The sequence below is a fragment of the Xanthomonas vasicola pv. musacearum NCPPB 4379 genome, from assembly GCF_000277895.2.
Taxonomy (GTDB): domain Bacteria; phylum Pseudomonadota; class Gammaproteobacteria; order Xanthomonadales; family Xanthomonadaceae; genus Xanthomonas; species Xanthomonas vasicola.
Genome location: NZ_CP034655.1, coordinates 3677607 through 3695000, shown reverse-complemented (window position 1 = coordinate 3695000; position 17394 = coordinate 3677607). Strand labels below are relative to the sequence as shown.

Genomic DNA, 17394 nt, shown 5'->3' with positions numbered 1-17394 from the left:
AGCGTTCCGTAAGCCTGCGAAGGTGGATTGAGAAGTCTGCTGGAGGTATCGGAAGTGCGAATGCTGACATGAGTAACGATAATGCGGGTGAAAAGCCCGCACGCCGAAAGCCCAAGGTTTCCTTGCGCAACGTTAATCGACGCAGGGTTAGTCGGTCCCTAAGGCGAGGGCGAAAGCCGTAGTCGATGGGAAGCAGGTTAATATTCCTGCACCTCGCGTGAGTGCGATGGAGGGACGGAGAAGGTTAGGTGTACCGGGCGTTGGTTGTCCCGGGGAAAGGCGGTAGGTTTGGATCTTTGGCAAATCCGGGATCCTTTAAGACCGAGCACCGAGACGAGCCTTTATGGCGAAGTCACTGATACCACGCTTCCAGGAAAAGCTCCTAAGCTTCAGCTCACGAAGACCGTACCGTAAACCGACACAGGTGGGTAGGATGAGAATTCTCAGGCGCTTGAGAGAACTCGGGTGAAGGAACTAGGCAACATGGCACCGTAACTTCGGGAGAAGGTGCACCCTTTTTGGTGGCTCATGCGAGCTATAGCTGAAGAGGGTCGCAGAAACCAGGCCGCTGCGACTGTTTATCAAAAACACAGCACTCTGCAAACACGAAAGTGGACGTATAGGGTGTGACGCCTGCCCGGTGCTGGAAGGTTAATTGATGGGGTCAGCCGCAAGGCGAAGCTCTTGATCGAAGCCCCAGTAAACGGCGGCCGTAACTATAACGGTCCTAAGGTAGCGAAATTCCTTGTCGGGTAAGTTCCGACCTGCACGAATGGCGTAACGACAGCGGCGCTGTCTCCACCCGAGACTCAGTGAAATTGAAATCGCTGTGAAGATGCAGCGTTCCCGTGGCAAGACGGAAAGACCCCGTGAACCTTTACTATAGCTTTACACTGAACGTTGAGTTCGTCTGTGTAGGATAGGTGGGAGGCTATGAAACTGTGGCGCTAGCTGCAGTGGAGCCATCCTTGAAATACCACCCTGTCGTGCTTGACGTTCTAACCTAGGTCCGTTATCCGGATCAGGGACCGTGTATGGTGGGTAGTTTGACTGGGGCGGTCTCCTCCTAAAGAGTAACGGAGGAGCACGAAGGTACGCTCAGCGCGGTCGGACATCGCGCACTGTGTGCAAAGGCATAAGCGTGCTTGACTGCAAGATCGACGGATCAAGCAGGTACGAAAGTAGGTCTTAGTGATCCGGTGGTTCTGTATGGAAGGGCCATCGCTCAACGGATAAAAGGTACTCCGGGGATAACAGGCTGATACCGCCCAAGAGTTCATATCGACGGCGGTGTTTGGCACCTCGATGTCGGCTCATCACATCCTGGGGCTGTAGTCGGTCCCAAGGGTATGGCTGTTCGCCATTTAAAGTGGTACGCGAGCTGGGTTCAGAACGTCGTGAGACAGTTCGGTCCCTATCTGCCATGGGCGTTGGAAGTTTGAGAGGGGCTGCTCCTAGTACGAGAGGACCGGAGTGGACGAACCTCTGGTGTTCCGGTTGTCACGCCAGTGGCATTGCCGGGTAGCTATGTTCGGAAGCGATAACCGCTGAAAGCATCTAAGCGGGAAGCGCGCCTCAAGATGAGACTTCCCGGGGCACAAGCCCCCTAAAGGAACCATGTAGACTACGTGGTTGATAGGTCAGGTGTGTAAGTACAGCAATGTATTGAGCTAACTGATACTAATGATCCGTGCGGCTTGACCATATAACCTCAAGTTGCCTTGGTCCCAACGAACGTTGGTAGATCATCAAATGCAAGCTACGTCACAAGTTAACTATGCGAGACGAGCGCCGTAGGTGCTTCTTCAGCAAATGTTTGCACTTGCTTGTGCAAACGTTTGACGAAAAGCCCCAACTGGCGACGCTCCAACCGTCTCCCTGGTGAAATTAGCGCTGTGGAACCACCCGATCCCATCCCGAACTCGGAAGTGAAACGCAGCTGCGCCGATGGTAGTGTGGCTCAAGCCATGCGAGAGTAGGTCATCGCCAGGGGCTTTACCCGAAACCCTCTATCCGAATGGATGGAGGGTTTCTTTTTGCGCGCGACGTGAGGAAAATGTGCACAGCCTCCCGCTGCATAGGCGCTGGCTTCACCCAGCACAACCAACCCATCTTGAGGCCGCGTCTTGGACACGGCTGCAGGTGATGTGCTGTGCGAATTGCAGGAGTAAATGCCGGCAGCTGACTTGCCGCAGCAGCGCAGCACATCGCCATAAGTCTCCAAACATCCCTACGGCGGGCGCTGCTGCGTACTCATTACTGTCTCAGGTGTAAGCAGTGGGTGCAGTGGGTGCAGAGTATCTGTAAAAACGTGCCGATTGCATTCGAGCTCATCGGCCTCCCTATGCTGCTTTGCCGGTGCGTGACCGGCAGTTCTTTGGATGCGCTAATGCCCGAGTTGCCCGAAGTTGAAACTACGCTGCGCGGCTTGTCGCCGCACCTGGTTGCGCAACGCATCCATGGCGTCATCCTGCGTCGGCCGGATTTGCGCTGGCCGATTCCTGAGCAGATCGAGCGTCTGCTGCCCGGCGCCATCATTACCAATGTGCGCCGACGTGCAAAGTACTTACTGATCGACACGGATGCGGGCGGCAGTGCACTCCTGCACCTTGGCATGTCCGGAAGCCTGCGGGTGTTGCCCGGCGATACGTTGCCGAGGTCGCATGACCACGTGGATATCAGTCTGCAAAATGGACGCGTTCTGCGGTTCAACGATCCGCGCCGCTTCGGCTGTTTGCTGTGGCAATCCGACACGCAGGCGCATGAATTACTCGCGGCGCTTGGTCCAGAACCATTATCGGACGCATTTACTGGCGATTATCTGCACGCACTTGCATATGGTCGGCGTGCTGCCGTTAAAACCTTTCTGATGGATCAGGCCGTTGTTGTCGGCGTTGGCAATATCTATGCTGCCGAAAGCTTGCATCGCGCTGGAATCAGCCCCCTGCGCGAGGCGGGAAAGGTGTCGCTGGATCGCTACCGGCGTCTGGCTGACGCAGTAAAGGACATTCTGGCGTATGCCATCCAACGCGGTGGTACTACTTTGCGTGACTTCATCAGTCCTGATGGTGCGCCCGGCTATTTCGAACAGGAACTTACCGTATACGGCCGCGAAGGCGAGCCCTGCAAACAGTGCGGGCGGCTGTTGAAGCACGCCACCATCGGCCAGCGCGCCACGGTGTGGTGCGGGAGTTGTCAGCGCTAAGTGCGACGTCAGACCGACGCTGCGTTTGACCAATCGCGTTATCGCAGTCGCGTCCAGCTCATCTCAGCGGAAGTCCCGGCAAGGTAAGCCGAGCAACGACGCATGTTGCTTATTAGCTGACGTGTTGCATGCGCCTGATCTACGCAATGTTGCGAGGCGATAAAAGTGTCTCTTACACGCTGTGGTGATTCGGCATGCTCCGGCTGGTCGCCACGCCTTTGTGTCCGGAAGTGCAGCGGACAGTAGAAATTTCTATCACGGGGCTCATCTGCGCTGTGGTGATTCGGCATGCCCGGCTGGTCGCGATGCCTTTTGTATCCGGAAGTGCAGGGGACAGGCGTAACTTTATCCAGGCAGCCTCGGTCACTGCGCTCGCTCTGGAAGCCGGCATCAAGTGTGCGCCGCAACCTTCATGCATGTCCGAGGGTGTCTATCGACTCACCAGAGATGCCCGTCTTTTTGAAACTGTCGAGAAGCAGCCAGCGCTATGCGCGTCTCTCGTCTCCAGGCAGGCGTATCGCCAATGCGCGCTTTGCCCGTCTGGAGACTTCCAGCAAGCAGACGCAACTAGCGTTGTTCTGGTGTCCACACATGCAGCGGGCCACAATTCCGAGGTCCTTGTTTGGAACCGCGATATGTCCAGCTCGCCGAAGCGCGTCATTCCTCTGATGGTTACCGGCGCAGTTGCGCTGTTGTGCATGACGTCTTCAGGCGCAGTGACGCCCGCACCCGCTCACGCAGCTGCCGCAGAGCGCATCCGATTAAATAGCAAGGAGGTGGAGTTGAGCGCAACGCCGGCATTTGGAGGGCGCGTGCTGTCGTTCAATCTGCGCGGTCAGCCTAATGTGTTGAAAGTCGGTGCGGCGGTGAAGCAACAGCCTGCGCCCGAGGTTTCAGCCACTTCGGGGGATATTCCGTATTTTGGCCATGATGTGTGGGTTGGGCCGCAGAGTCAGTGGTGGTTGCACCAGCAGCTCAACCATGAGCGTCAAGCGGCGGCCGCGGTGTGGCCGCCTGACCCGTATCTGTCGTTGGCGCAGACGCAGGTCACCCTGCAGGGTCATGACGCGTTGGAATTTGAGGGCGTGCCCAGCCCGCTGACCGGCGTGCAATTGCGCAAGCAGGTCAAGCTTTCTGCAGCGCGTGCGGATACTGTGGAGATCCACGCCAGCGCACGCAATATCCGCACGCAGCCCATTGCCTGGGATCTTTGGTTCAACACACGCGTTGCGGCCACGACTAGGGTCTTTGTGCCGGTTGCCGCTGCTGCGGATATTCGTGTGCAGCCGCCGAGCGAGGCCGGCACGACTGCGCCGCGGTTTAAGCTCAAGCGCGGCGTCTTTGCGCTGCGCGCCGATGCGCGCCAAGACGGACTGATCCAGCGTGGCAAGCTGTTGCTGCAGCCGTCTGCGGGGTGGATGGCCGGTTTTGCCGGCGGGCAAGTATTGGTGATTCGCTTCGCACATCAACCGCTGGCGGCGATCCATCCCGAACAAGGGCAGGTGGAGTTATATCTGGATGCGCCACCGCAGCATCCGGAGCAGGGATTGTTGGAAATGGAGGTGCATGCGCCGTATCGGCAGCTCGCGCCAGGCGCGCAAATGCAGGCGCAGGAGCAGTGGACGCTGTTGCGCTACACCGGGCCGAACGAGGAGCAGGCGCAGCGACAGTTCCTGTGCGGCAAGACCAAAACGCTCGCGCTGGCCAATGCCTGCGATGGGCCGTCCGCGCCTCGCTGAGGTGCGCATTCACCTCGGTGCCGGGCTGTGGCTATGATGTCGCCCAATCCCTGACCAGATCGATGCGCATGCAACGACGCCACTTCCTGAAGAATGCTGCTGCCGCATTGGCCGCGCTCGGTTTGCCGGCGTTGCCGCAATGGGCACTGGCGGCCAAGGCGGTTGGCTTGCGTCGCCTCGGGCAGCCGCAGCCGTTCGACTACGCTTGGTTGAAGGGTCAGGCGCGCGAGCTGGCAAAGGCGCCATACAAGAGCCACAAGCAGGTATTGCCGGGGCCGCTGGAGGCGTTGAACTGGGATCAGTACCAGTCCATCCGCTACCGCCAGGACCACGCGCTGTGGGCCGATGGCAATGGCAAATTCCAGGCGAAGTTCTTTCATCTGGGGCTGTATTTCCATACTCCGGTGCACATCTACGACATCGTCGATGGCAAGGCGCAGCAGCTGGCGTACGACCCGGCTGCATTCGATTACGGCAAGAGCGGTCTGGGCGGCAAGCAATTGCCGAAGGATCTGGGCTTTGCCGGTTTCCGGCTCAATACACGCAAGGACACCGATCGCGATTTCTCGGCGTTCCTGGGCGCGAGCTATTTCCGTGCTGTCGGCAAGGAGGGCCAGTACGGGCAATCGGCGCGCGGGTTGGCGATCGATACCGGCACCGGCGGGCCGGAGGAGTTTCCGGACTTCATCGCCTATTACCTGGAGCAGCCGGCCGACGACTCGAACACGGTGGTGGTGTACGGGTTGCTGGATTCGCCCAGCATTGCTGGGGCCTACCGGTTCGCCATCACCAATGGCGATGTGCTGCTGATGGACATCGACAGCGCGCTTTACCCGCGCAAGACGATCGAGCGGCTGGGCATCGGGCCGTGCACCAGCATGTATCAGGTCGGCGAAAACGATAACCGCATGGACTGGGACTGGCGCCCGGAAATTCACGACACCGATGGCCTGGCGATGTGGACCGGTGGCGGGGAGTGGATCTGGCGCCCGTTATGCAACCCGCCGCATCTGCGCTTCAACATGTTTGTCGACGAAAACCCGCGCGGTTTCGGGCTGCTGCAGCGCGACCGCAACTTCGACCATTACCAGGACGATGGCGTGTTTTACGAGAAGCGCCCCTGTCTGTGGGTGGAACCCAAGAGTGGGTGGGGCAAGGGCTCGGTGCAGCTGGTCGAGATTCCGACGGTGGACGAGACCTTCGACAACATCGTGGCGTTCTGGAACCCACAGGCCAAGCCGCAGCCGGGGCAGGAGCTACTGATGGGCTACCGGTTGTACTGGGGCGCGCAGCCGCCGGCCAGCTCGCCGCTGGCGCACTGCGTCGCCACCCGAACCGGCCTGGGCGGCATCGTTGGGCAAAAGCGCAGCCATTTCTCCTGGCGCTTTGTGGTGGATTTTACCGGTGGCGAACTGGCGGCGTTGACGAAGGACCCCAAGGCCAAGGTAGAGGCGGTGCTGCAGGTATCGCGCGGCACCACCGAAATCGTGTCGGCGCGCCCGCTACATGAGCTCAAGGGCTATCGTGCGATGTTCGACCTGGTGCCGCCGGACGAGGGCGCCCAGCAGATTGATATCCGCCTGTATCTGCGCGCTAACGGTAAGCCGCTCACCGAAACCTGGCTGTACCAGTGGACCCCGCCGGCGGCGAGTGAGCGCAGGATGTATTGACGCTCGCTGAGCGAGACGGCTGGCGCCTGTTGTTGCGCCAGCTCCGCGCTGTGGCGTGCAGCCATGGCATGCGAATGGCTAGAGTCCGAAAGGCCGCCACATCAGCCGTTGGCGCGCCGCCTGCCGATGTGCTTTTTTGCAGGCTGACGGTCGTTGCGTAAAGCGCTTAGGCCGGCGCGGAGTTGTCGACCAACTGCAGGCGCCCACGCGGGCGTGCGCACGCCAGCTCCACGCGAAAACAGGTGCCTCCCTTTTCGCTGATGATGCGTAATTCGCCTTGATGTGCTTTTGCGATCTGCGCTGCCATATGCAACCCCAGATCGACATCAGGCAGCGCACGTCCGCCGGCATGCACATGGGTGGATGCGTGCAGAACATCCAGCCTGCGCGGATCGATTCCGTCCAGATTGCACACTTCGAAGCGCAGCCGGCCATGTTCGGTGACCGCGACCGCCTTGATCAGCGAACTCTGCGGGCCTTGCACGACCGCGTTGATCATCAGGCTGCCGAACATCTGCGCCAGACGGATCGCATCGCCGTGCACGGGCTCGTCGATGGCCACGTGCGTGGACAGCACCTGGTTGGGATAGGCAGCGCGGGTTTCGTCCACTACCTGGGATAGTGCATCAAGCAGGTCGCTGCCGTCGCCATAGTCCAGCTGCAGCCAGTCGCGTTCGATGCCGCGAGCGAAATCGCAGGCGAAATCGATCAGTTCTTCCATGCGCCGCAGGCTGCGCTGCATCGAGCGGAAGGAGTTGCCGTAGCGATGGTTGAGCTGGTCGATGGACAGCATGTCCACCACCGCATGCATGGACTGCAACGGGTTGCGCAGGTCGTGCGCGAGAATGCCGATGAATTCTTCGCGCAAGCGCGCCGATGCACCGACGCGTCCCAATTCGCTGCGCGCGCGCCGCGACTCCTGCGCACTTTCTTCGGCACGTTGCTCGGCCTGGATCTGTGCGGCCAGCAGCTGCGCGAGCAGTTCGACCTTTTCCACCAGCGGTGCATCCATGACACGCGGCTGCGGATCCAGTGCGCACAAGGTGCCGAACACGCTGCCGTCGTCGAACTTGATCGGCACCGAGACGTAGCTTTCAAAGCCGTAGAGCCGTGGCGAGGGATGATCGCGATAGACCGGGTTATCGGATGCATGCCCAAACCACACCGCGTTGCCTTTGACCCGCACGCTGTCGCAAAACGTGGTTGCCAGCGGTAGCTCGTCGCCGGGACGCAGGCCAAAAGACAACGTGTCGTGCACCTGGCAGGTGATCCAGCGTGCTTCGGTTACGCGCGCGACTGCAGCGAACCCCATGCCGGTCAGACGGGTGAGGACGGTCAATACATCCGGGACCGACGAGAGCCGGCCAACCCGCGCGATATCGGCGCGTAAGGCGGGAGGCAGTGGATCCATGAGTGCCTCCAAGGAGTGGCTGATTGCCAGTTTACAGGGCTGCGGTTGCGCTCGGCTACGTGGCGCGCCGTTGTGTTACATGCGCCACGATACGCCTGTGCGCGAATGATCGCGATGCCGTCGTGACACATGCCCTCACAGGTTTAGCAGCGCCTGCATCGCGTATAGATCGCGGTGGATGGATCGCGCTTAGCAGGCGAGGAAGTTGCCCTGCGCCGCCGAGCAGGGGCGTTGGTGCCAGCAACTGGCGTCAGCGCGGCAGCGAGGCATTCGGTGCTGTCGAGAGGCGAGCCGCTGTGTATATGAGACCAAAGCTGGGGTGCCTTCTTAGGGCGATACCGCGGTGCGTGCCACAGTGCGAAAATGGATGCGATCGAACTGCTCATCACTTAGGCGCAGCCCGGCCTTAATAGACCGCAGCCGCATCAGCACCGCAGGTACGCTCCCAATGCTCAGCGCTAGGCAACTGGCAGCGGCAAGGCGATCTGCAGTGGATCGATACGGCCTTCGCCGCGCATGATTTTCTTGAACTCGGCGCGGCTGACCGAGACATAGCGCTCGTTGCCGCCGATCTCCACCTGCGGGCCGTCCTGCACCGCGTGCCCGTGCGCATCCACACGCACGGTCATGGTCGCTTTGCTACCGCTGTGGCAGATGGTCTTGATCTCTTCCAGCTCGTCGGCCCAGGCCAGCAGGAACTGGCTACCTTCGAACAGCTCGCCGCGGAAATCGGTGCGCAGGCCATAGCACAGCACCGGAATGCGCAGGCGGTCGACCACCTCGCTCAGCTGCCACACCTGCGTACGGCTGAGGAACTGCGCCTCGTCCACCAGCACGCAATGCAACGGGCCGTCGTTGTGTATATCGCGCTCGACCAGCTGCTGCAACTCGGTGTCGCGCTCGAAGATACGCCCGTCCGCGCGCAGGCCGATCCGCGAGGCGACCACGCCGCTACCGGCGCGGTGATCGAGCTTGGGCGTCAGGATCAGCGTGCGCATGCCGCGCTCGCGGTAGTTGTGCGCAGACTGCAGCAAGGTGGTGGTCTTGCCGGCATTCATTGCCGAATAGTAGAAATAGAGCTTGGCCATCGGACGATTTTACCGGGCCGGGCGGCTAGATGCGGCGCTGGTGTGTGCCGAGCTGGCCTCCCATAGCGGGGTGAACGACTGGCCCTCGCCCATGGACGTATAGCCGCTCGCTGTGGGGCCGGGCTACCTGCAATGGATACATGAACCCAACGCGCCGGCCAGCCGCAGGCAGCCCCGGTACAATGGCGCGCTCTGTCGGAAGCCTCTATGTACGGTCTCAATCCCCCGCAAAGCGCCGCGGTGCTGCACTGCGAAGGTCCCTTGTTGGTGCTGGCCGGTGCCGGTAGCGGCAAGACACGCGTGATTGTGGAAAAGATCGCGCATCTGATCGCCATCGGCCGTTATCCGGCCAAGCGCATCGCCGCGATCACCTTTACCAACAAATCCGCCAAGGAAATGCGTGAGCGTGTGGCCAAGCGCATCCGCGGCGACGGTGCCGATGGCCTGACCATCTGTACCTTCCATGCGCTGGGGCTGAAGTTCCTGCAGATCGAGCACGCTGCTGCCGGCCTGAAGCGCGGCTTTTCGATCTTCGATTCGGACGATGCCGCCGCGCAGATCAAGGACCTGATGCATGGCGCCAAGCCCGACGCGATCGAAGATGCCAAGAACCTGATCTCGCGCGCGAAGAATGCCGGCCTGTCGCCCGAGCAGGCGATGGCGGCGGCACGCAGCACCCGCGAAAAGGAAGCGGCCAGCTTGTACGAGCGCTACCAGGCGCGGCTGACGACCTTCAACGCGGTGGATTTCGATGACCTGATCCGCCTGCCGGTGCAGATTTTGGAAGCCAACGAAGACATCGTGATGGGCTGGCGCGAGCGCATCGGCTATTTGCTGGTGGACGAGTGCCAGGACACCAACGATGCGCAGTACCGGCTGTTGAAGATGCTGGCCGGGCCACGCGGCAACTTCACCTGCGTGGGCGACGACGACCAGAGCATCTACGCCTGGCGCGGTGCCAATCCGGAAAACCTGCAGCAGATGGCGCGCGATTATCCGGCGCTGGAAATCATCAAGCTGGAGCAGAACTACCGCTGCTCCAACCGTGTGCTGCGCGCAGCCAATGCCTTGATCGCGCACAACCCGCATGAGCACTTGAAGACCTTGTGGAGCGATCAGGCCGACGGCGAGCGCATCCGCGTGTGGGAATGCCGCGACAGCGAGCATGAGGCCGAAAAGGTCGCTGCGGAGATTGCGTTCCTGGGCACCGCCAAGCAGGTGCCGTGGAGCGATTTCTGCATTCTGTTTCGCGGTAATTTTCAGTCGCGGCCGCTGGAAAAAGCGCTGCAGCTGCTGCGCGTGCCGTATCACCTGACCGGGGGCACCGCATTTCTGGAACGGCAGGAGGTCAAGGACGTGTTGTCGTGGCTGCGGTTGATCGTCAACCCGGACGACGATGCGGCGTTCTTGCGTGCGGTGCAGTCGCCCAAGCGCGAGGTTGGTGCGACCTCGCTGGCGCGTTTGGCTGAGCTTGCCAGCGCCAAGTCGGTGCCGATGTCGCGTGCGGCTGAGTCGATGGGTGCCTTGCAGCATCTGCCGCCGCGTGCAGCCAACGGCTTGAGTGCCTTTACCGACATCCTGCGCGACATGCGCGAGCACTCTTCCAGCATGCCGGCCGGCGAGCTGGTGCGCATGCTGGCCGAAAAATCCGGCCTGCTCAACGACCTGCGTAATCAATCCAAGGACGAAACCGGCTTCCAGCGGCGCAAGCGCAATCTGGACGAGCTGGCCGAGTGGTTCGAAGGCGGCCCGCGTGGCGCGAGTGCCAGCGATCTGGCCGCGCAGCTGGCGTTGCTGTCGCGCAACGACAAGGACGATGGCGGCAACCAGGTGCGCATGATGACCATGCATGCGTCCAAGGGCCTGGAGTTCCGCTACGTGTTCATCGTCGGCTGCGAGGACGGCGTACTGCCGCACGAAGTGAGCCTGGAAGAAGGCAATCTGCAGGAAGAACGCCGCTTGTTGTACGTGGGCATCACCCGCGCCAAGGATCAGTTGTGGATGAGCCACAGCAAGCTGACGCGTAAGTTTGGCGAGCATGTGCGACTCAAACCGAGTCGCTTCTTCGACGAGATTCCGGCCGAAGAATTACAACGCGACGGTGCCGACCCGGTGGCCGATGCCGAGCGCAAGAAAGAACGCGCCAGTGCGGGATTGGCGGCGATCCAGGCATTGTTCGACTGATGTGCGGTGTGCCGTTGCACGCGCAACGCGCAACCACATGCTGCATCGCGCTTGCCAGTGACGCGCCGGCACAGCAGTCTGGCTTTTCATGATGCCGGAGTGTGACGTGACTGTCGTAATCGAAACCCCGCGGCTGCGCTTGCGTACGCTCGACCCTGAGCACGATGCCGATGCGATGTTGGAACTGGTCAACGACCCTGGTTTTATCGCCGGCATTAACGACCGCGGTATTCGCACGCGTGAGCAGGCGCGCGCGCATCTACGCGCGTGGGCGCAGGCGCACCAGGAGCGATATGGCTTCGCACATTGGGCGGTGGAAACGCGCGAGGACGCCGCGTTTGTCGGTACGTTGGGGCTGTTGTGTCGCGACACCTTGCCGGTGCCGCATATCGGCTTTGCGTTGCTGCCTGCGTATCGCGGCAAGGGTTATGTCACCGAAGCCGGTCGCGCGGTGTTGGACTACGCACGCGCTGTACTGGGCTTGTCGCAGCTGTGCGCCATCGTGTCACCGGACAATGCCAATTCGATCCGTGCGCTGGAAAAGCTCGGGCTGCAGCAACACGGTTTGCGGGAATTGAGCCCGGAGACAGCGGCAGTGCTGTATTACGAAATCGATTTGGGGCCTGCGCGTAGCGCTAGCTGAGCAGGCTCGCGCGCCAGATGCACTGACCCGACGGTACGCGGCTGGACTACCAGTGCGTGCGCTGCAGTTTGGACGCGTACGGCGTGTTTAGCCCGGGCTAAAAAGCTGCCTGGCAGTCAGACGGACGCGGCTGCTACTCGGTGCGGCATGCACCGCTCGACGCTCCAGTTCCTGCACGTAGTCCATACCTGCGCCTGCACTGGGCGGTACGCCAGGCCGGGCACTCCGGTCAGCCGGTACCCGCCGGCATCGTGCCGGGCGTGGTGTACGAACGGCATTACGCGCTCAATTGGCTACCGCACTTCGAAGATGCCGAGTGGGACGAGGTGGATACGCCGACCTGAGCTGGACACGCCCCAGCGACGGCATTGAGGCGTCGACGGCGCTCGTGCAATGCCGATGCAATACAGGTCTGTGCATTCATCCAGCACGTGTCTGTGGTGACAGGTCTAGGCAGGCGATTGAATGCTGACACTGTGGATCTAGCGGCGATGCGGCCTGCCTCAACTTGCCGTAGTGGTTATCGAGTGATCCGCCGCTGCCGTAGGATCACCCAAAGCGAATGCGCCGACGCTGCAGAACACCTGCGGCGTTACCCACTGCATCTGTCGGCCGGCGCAACCGACAGATCAAGCTCCTGCCGCGTCCAGCCGCGCCTGTAGCGCAGCGAGTACTTCCTGCAGTTCGGTGACCGTGGCTTCCAGTATCTGCACCCGTGCTTCTAGTTCGCTGGTATCGCTGCCGCGCGCACGCTCGGTGCGGCACGCGCCGCGGCGGCCTGCAGCGCTTCCACATCCAGTTCGCCGCTGAGCAGATGCGCGTAGCGATCTTCGCGCTGGCCGTTGGCACGCGGCAGCTGTGCGGCCAGGCCGCGCTGGATCAGCCGGTCGAGGTGATGGCGCACGTCGTCGGTATCGGCGAAGCTCGCCAGCCGCTCGCTGCGTGCGTACAGCTCGCCCAGCGTCTGCGGGCCGCGCAACAGCAACAGGCCAATCAAGGCAACTTGCTGGCGGGTCAGATCCAGCACGCTGCCCAGGCGGTGTTCGTAGCGCTCGGCACGCGAGGAGAACTGCTGGCGCACCAGGCCAAGGGTTTCCAGCTGGCGCAGCGCGTGATGCACCACGCCGGTCTGCAGATTCAACACCGGCTCGCGCGCGGTCTTCTGATTTGCTGCCACCTGCGCGGCGTTAACGGTGAGCGGGTACGCGTCCGGCGTGGTGGCCTCTTTTTCGATCAGGCAGCCGAGCACGCGGGCCTGGGCGGTGTCGAGGACGGGCGGGGGCGAGGTCTCTGTCATGGGTGGCTCCGGGCAATCAGCGCACAAGGATATGCCGATCTGCCGCCGGCGTTCTTCCCATGCGGCGATCATGCGGCTTGGCTGATGGCATCGACGCGTGTAGTGAGAAGGCTGGGCCGTGTGGCTACGATGGACCTGCTTGAGCGCATCCCCTTAAAAATCCTCCCCGAACGCAGGGCGGGATACTGCCTCGAACTGACAGCCCCCGGCGCGCAGCATCGCTCCACGCTGACAGCGTCGGAGCGGCTCAGATCGTCCGCCACGCACGTACGGACGGCCACAAACACGCATCGGCAATCGAGTGGAACACCCGTCCGGCCAGGCGGTTAGATGGTCCGTGTGGTGGAGCCCTCATCCGCGCGTGCCTGCGCCACTTCCAACAGCGTTGCCATGCGCCAGAGCAGGCAGTACCTCGCGAAACCGCTAAAATCGCGGTCTTGATTGCCGCTCCTGTCCTGGTGGATGCCATGCGCCCCTCGCTTTACGCACTGTTGTCCCTGCTCGCCTGCACCGCGCTGGCCTTGAGCGCCTGCAAGCCCGCCGGCACACAACCGGCCCCGCACGCGCAGGAAGCCACCGCAACTGCCAATGCCGACGCCAGCGCTGCGGTCAGCAAGGCCGCGACGTCGACCACCACCGCACCTGCTGGCGACGACAACCTCAACGCGGTGCTGTGGATGCAGCGCTCGGAGGAATACCGTGCCGTGGCCGAGCAGACCTACCGCGCCGCTGCCGACAAGCTCGATAGCGCGCTCAAGCAGCCCAACTGGGACGCGTTGGTGCCGGAAGAACGCGACAACGCCGCCACCATACTGAAGCCGGCCGTGGTGCTGGACGTGGACGAGACCGTGCTGGACAACTCGCCGTATCAAGCGCGCCTGCTGCGCGATGGCAAGGAATACGACGAGCTGAGTTGGGACCAGTGGGTGGCCGAGAAGAAAGCCACCGCCATCCCCGGTGTGGTGGATTTCGCCAAGGCTGCCAATGCGCGCGGCATCACCCTGATCTACATCTCCAACCGCGCCGTGCACCTCAAGGACGCCACCTTGGCCAACCTGCGCAGCGTGGGCTTGCCGGTGGCCGACGACAGCGTGTTTCTCGGCCTGGGCACGGTAGTGCAGGGCTGCGAGCAGAACGGCAGCGAAAAGAACTGCCGCCGCCAGTTGGCCGGGCAGAAGTATCGCGTGCTGATGCAGTTCGGTGACCAGTTGGGCGACTTCGTGCAAGTCACCGCCAACACCAGCCAAGCGCGTGACGCGCTGCTGCAGCAGTATCACGACTGGTTCGGCGAACGGTGGTGGATGCTGCCCAACCCCAGCTACGGCGGCTGGGAGCCGGCGCAGTTCAACAACGACTATGCGCAGCCATGGCAAAAGCGCCACGACGCCAAGCGCGCTGCGTTGGAGGTGGCCCGATGAGCCGGGCGCCTTTGCCGCTGGCCGCGCATGAGCGGCTGATTTTCGCGCTGGATGTGCCCAGCCACGACGAAGCGATCGCCTGGGTGGACCGTCTCGGCGATTCCGTGTCGTTCTACAAGATCGGCATGGAACTGCTGGCCTCCGGCGAGTACTTCCATGTGCTCGATGCGCTGGCCAAGCGCGACAAGCGCGTGTTCGTGGATCTCAAATTCTTCGACATTCCCGCCACCGTGGCCGGCACCATCCGCCGCCTGGCGCAGTGGCCGGTGAGCTATTGCACCGTGCACGGCTGGCACGTCGGCATGATGCAGGCTGCCGCCGAGGCCAATCATGGCGACATGCGCCTGCTGGCGGTGACCGTGCTGACCTCGATGGGCAGGCCAGACCTGGCGGCGATGGGCATCGACCGCGAACCGGTGGAGGTGGTGGTGGAGCGCGCGCTGGCCGCACAGGCCGCCGGTATCGATGGCGTCATCGCCTCCGGCCAGGAAGCCGGCCCGATCCGCCGTGCCACTGGCGCTGCGTTTTCCATCGTCTGCCCCGGCATCCGCCCCGGCGGCCCGGTCGGCGACGACCAGCAACGCACGGTAGGCGTGGCGCAGGCCTTCACCGATGGCGCCGACGCGATCGTCGTCGGCCGCCCGATCCGCCTGGCGAGCGAGCCCGCAGCGGCTGCTAATGCCATCCAGGCCGAGATCCGCACGGCGCTGGGGGAGCGCCGCGACTGAGCAGGGCTGCAGCCGTGGCGCAGCCCTGTCGATGAAAATCAATAAGTTAGACAACAGTAATTAATGTATTGCTTTAACGTAAAAGTCTCGTTAACATGCCGGCGTCCGATGTCAGTCGGAAGCTGTGCCACTCATTGTCTACCGGGCTTGTCCCGGTTTTCGAAGGGATCGCGCCTTGTGCCCGATCCTTTTTTTTGGCCGTCATGTTTGCGTTTCGCCAGGGACCAATGGCAATGGCTGGGCGCGTGTAAGGTCGACGGTGCGGCATTGTGTGCACCAAGCCGGACCGTATAGCTTGCAAGCCTGGGCCAGCTATACAGACGCCTCAGTCCGACCCTTGCGCCGGCTATCAGCCACCGCGATCGCCACCGCCGCAGTGCAAACCAATGCACCTACGCCGGCACAGCCGCCTTGCAATAGCGCTCGATGAATTGCTGGTGCGTCGGCATGACATCCACGCAGTGCGCGATGGTTTGCGCCACGCTGGCCAGGAAGCCTTCGGCATCGCGGTCGGGTACCTGATCCACCAGCGGGTGGTAACCCTGCGGCAGGATGCCCTGGCCCACCATCACCTGCACCCAGCTGATCTCGGCAAACATTTCCTCGGCATTGCGATAGAAGCGGCCGCTATCGCGGAACAAGTCCAAGGTGGTCTGCAGCTCCGGGGTGATCGGCATGCTGCGGCAATGCCGCCAGAACGCGCTGTCGTCGCGTTCGGTGGCGTGGTAATGCAGCAGCAGAAAATCGCGGATGCGGTCGAACTCGAACGCTGATCGGTCGTTGTAGCGCTGCACCAGCACCGGGCTGATGCCCTCGCGCGGAAACAGCTCCAGCAACTTGGAAATGCCGGACTGGATCAGATGGATGCTGGTCGATTCCAACGGCTCCAAAAATCCGCTGGCCAGACCGAGTGCGACCACATTACGGTTCCAGAACTGTTTGCGCCGGCCGGTGGTGAAGTGCAGTGGACGCGGGTCGGCCAGCGGCTTGCCGTCCAGATTGGCGAGCAGGGTGGCGGCAGCTTCGTCGTCGCTGATGTGCGCGCTGCAATACACATAGCCGTTGCCGGTGCGGTGTTGCAGTGGAATGCGCCACTGCCAGCCGGCCGCGCGCGCAGTGGAGCGTGTGTATGGCGTGGGCGGGCCCACTTTTTCGCAAGCCACTGCGAATGCGCGGTCGCACGGCAGCCAGTGGGTGAAATCGTGGTAGCCGGTGTGCAGCGCTTCTTCGATCAAAAGCCCACGGAAGCCGGAGCAATCGATAAACAAGTCGCCATGCACCGTCTGCCCGGATGCCAGCTGCAGCGATTGCACATGGCCGCTTTCCGGATGCAGCTGCACCTGTTCGACCAACCCTTCGATGCGGGTCACGCCGCGCTGCTCCGAATACCGGCGCAGAAAGTGCGCGTATTGCGTGGCGTCGAAGTGGTACGCGTAGGCGATGTTGGCCAGCGGCGAGTTGGCCGGCACATCGCCGGCCGAGGTCATGAACTTGCCGCGCGCCGCCGCCACGGTATTGAGCGTGTACGCCCCCAGTGGCTGCGCTTTGCCGCGGGCGTGTTGTTTGATCCAGTATTGGTGGAACGGCAACAGCCCGAGCGGGTGCCCGATCTGGGTGCCGAACCCATGCATGTACGCGCTGCCGCGGCGCTGCCAATCGACGAACTCGATGCCGAGTTTGAAGCTGCCCTGGGTCTGGCGCACGAACTCGGCTTCATCGATGCCGAGCAGATTATTGAAGGCCTTGATGTGCGGCACGGTGGCTTCGCCCACACCGACAGTGCCTAGCTGTTCGGACTCGATCAGCTGCACGTTGAAGGTGGGTCCAAGCACGCGCGCAAACGCGGCGGCTGCCATCCAGCCGGCGGTGCCGCCGCCGACAACGACGATGTTGCGAAGTGGAGCGGGAATCATGTCGATGCATTCCTGAGCAAAAACAGCGGACGGACACACGAACGGGGCCAGTTGGCCCCGTTCGAACGACCACATGCCCGTCTCGGCGCATGTGGCAA

The 17394-nt window shown here is 62.2% G+C and carries 10 protein-coding genes, 2 rRNA genes and 2 pseudogenes (1 of these 14 cut by a window edge); 10 read left to right on the top strand and 4 right to left on the bottom strand.

Annotated features, from left to right (window positions below):
• The 5 genes from KWO_RS17065 to KWO_RS17045 all read left to right on the top strand — a co-directional run.
• A 23S ribosomal RNA gene (locus KWO_RS17065) occupies nt 1-1705 on the top strand (it extends 1176 nt beyond the left edge of the window).
• 172 nt (nt 1706-1877) lie between these two features.
• Nucleotides 1878-1992 (top strand): 5S ribosomal RNA (gene rrf / locus KWO_RS17060).
• A 397-nt stretch (nt 1993-2389) separates the two neighbouring features.
• Nucleotides 2390-3205 carry a bifunctional DNA-formamidopyrimidine glycosylase/DNA-(apurinic or apyrimidinic site) lyase gene (mutM, locus tag KWO_RS17055; RefSeq protein WP_010374685.1) on the top strand — a complete coding sequence of 272 codons (816 nt, stop codon included), beginning with the start codon at nt 2390-2392 and terminating at the stop codon, nt 3203-3205.
• A gap of 635 nt (nt 3206-3840) precedes the next feature.
• On the top strand, nt 3841-4944 hold the full coding sequence (locus KWO_RS17050) for a DUF4380 domain-containing protein (protein ID WP_017112451.1): 1104 nt from the start codon (nt 3841-3843) through the stop codon (nt 4942-4944).
• Nucleotides 4945-5012: 68 nt separating this feature from the next.
• Nucleotides 5013-6614, top strand: coding sequence for an OpgD/OpgG family glucan biosynthesis protein (locus KWO_RS17045; protein WP_010377034.1), 1602 nt, complete (start codon nt 5013-5015; stop codon nt 6612-6614).
• Nucleotides 6615-6780: 166 nt separating this feature from the next.
• Here the strand turns inward: KWO_RS17045 and KWO_RS17040 are convergent, their stop codons facing one another.
• Together KWO_RS17040 and KWO_RS17035 are read right to left on the bottom strand one after the other, a co-directional pair.
• Nucleotides 6781-8025, bottom strand: coding sequence for a GAF domain-containing sensor histidine kinase (locus KWO_RS17040; protein ID WP_010377032.1), 1245 nt, complete (start codon nt 8023-8025; stop codon nt 6781-6783).
• A 458-nt stretch (nt 8026-8483) separates the two neighbouring features.
• On the bottom strand, nt 8484-9113 hold the full coding sequence (locus KWO_RS17035; RefSeq protein ID WP_010374599.1) for a thymidine kinase: 630 nt from the start codon (nt 9111-9113) through the stop codon (nt 8484-8486).
• A gap of 207 nt (nt 9114-9320) precedes the next feature.
• Between KWO_RS17035 and rep the strand changes: the two genes are divergently transcribed.
• From rep to KWO_RS17020, 3 genes and pseudogenes are all read left to right on the top strand, one after another.
• Entirely contained in the window at nt 9321-11297 is a 1977-nt protein-coding gene (gene rep / locus KWO_RS17030) for a DNA helicase Rep (protein ID WP_010377030.1), read from the top strand.
• A gap of 88 nt (nt 11298-11385) precedes the next feature.
• Nucleotides 11386-11940 carry a GNAT family N-acetyltransferase gene (locus KWO_RS17025; protein WP_010374593.1) on the top strand — a complete coding sequence of 185 codons (555 nt, stop codon included), beginning with the start codon at nt 11386-11388 and terminating at the stop codon, nt 11938-11940.
• Nucleotides 11941-12092: 152 nt separating this feature from the next.
• Nucleotides 12093-12284, top strand: a pseudogene (locus tag KWO_RS17020) (DUF4272 domain-containing protein); the annotation flags it as partial.
• 285 nt (nt 12285-12569) lie between these two features.
• On the opposite strand, the pseudogene KWO_RS17015 reads toward KWO_RS17020, so the two are convergent.
• Nucleotides 12570-13237, bottom strand: a pseudogene (locus KWO_RS17015) (YceH family protein).
• Between the two features lie 458 nt (nt 13238-13695).
• Between KWO_RS17015 and KWO_RS17010 the strand changes: the two are divergent.
• Together KWO_RS17010 and pyrF are read left to right on the top strand one after the other, a co-directional pair.
• Nucleotides 13696-14655 carry a 5'-nucleotidase, lipoprotein e(P4) family gene (locus KWO_RS17010; protein ID WP_017112454.1) on the top strand — a complete coding sequence of 320 codons (960 nt, stop codon included), beginning with the start codon at nt 13696-13698 and terminating at the stop codon, nt 14653-14655.
• Nucleotides 14652-15383 (top strand): orotidine-5'-phosphate decarboxylase, encoded by a 732-nt coding sequence (pyrF, locus tag KWO_RS17005; protein ID WP_010377021.1) that lies wholly within the window; start codon nt 14652-14654, stop codon nt 15381-15383. The genes KWO_RS17010 and pyrF overlap by 4 nt, the downstream gene beginning before the upstream one ends.
• 392 nt (nt 15384-15775) lie before the next feature.
• Here the strand turns inward: pyrF and KWO_RS17000 are convergent, their stop codons facing one another.
• The gene (locus KWO_RS17000) at nt 15776-17296 is read right to left on the bottom strand and encodes a tryptophan halogenase family protein (protein WP_010377019.1); all 1521 of its coding nucleotides are present in this window, start codon (nt 17294-17296) and stop codon (nt 15776-15778) included.
• Nucleotides 17297-17394: the final 98 nt, after the last annotated feature.

Coding starts and splice junctions, on each gene's coding strand:
- KWO_RS17035 (WP_010374599.1), bottom strand. CDS start 9,113: ATGGCCAAGCTCTATTTCTACTATTCGGCAATGAATGCCGGCAAGACC.
- KWO_RS17000 (WP_010377019.1), bottom strand. CDS start 17,296: ATGATTCCCGCTCCACTTCGCAACATCGTCGTTGTCGGCGGCGGCACC.
- KWO_RS17045 (WP_010377034.1), top strand. CDS start 5,013: ATGCAACGACGCCACTTCCTGAAGAATGCTGCTGCCGCATTGGCCGCG.
- pyrF (WP_010377021.1), top strand. CDS start 14,652: ATGAGCCGGGCGCCTTTGCCGCTGGCCGCGCATGAGCGGCTGATTTTC.
- KWO_RS17050 (WP_017112451.1), top strand. CDS start 3,841: ATGTCCAGCTCGCCGAAGCGCGTCATTCCTCTGATGGTTACCGGCGCA.
- mutM (WP_010374685.1), top strand. CDS start 2,390: ATGCCCGAGTTGCCCGAAGTTGAAACTACGCTGCGCGGCTTGTCGCCG.
- KWO_RS17040 (WP_010377032.1), bottom strand. CDS start 8,025: ATGGATCCACTGCCTCCCGCCTTACGCGCCGATATCGCGCGGGTTGGC.
- rep (WP_010377030.1), top strand. CDS start 9,321: ATGTACGGTCTCAATCCCCCGCAAAGCGCCGCGGTGCTGCACTGCGAA.
- KWO_RS17025 (WP_010374593.1), top strand. CDS start 11,386: ATGATGCCGGAGTGTGACGTGACTGTCGTAATCGAAACCCCGCGGCTG.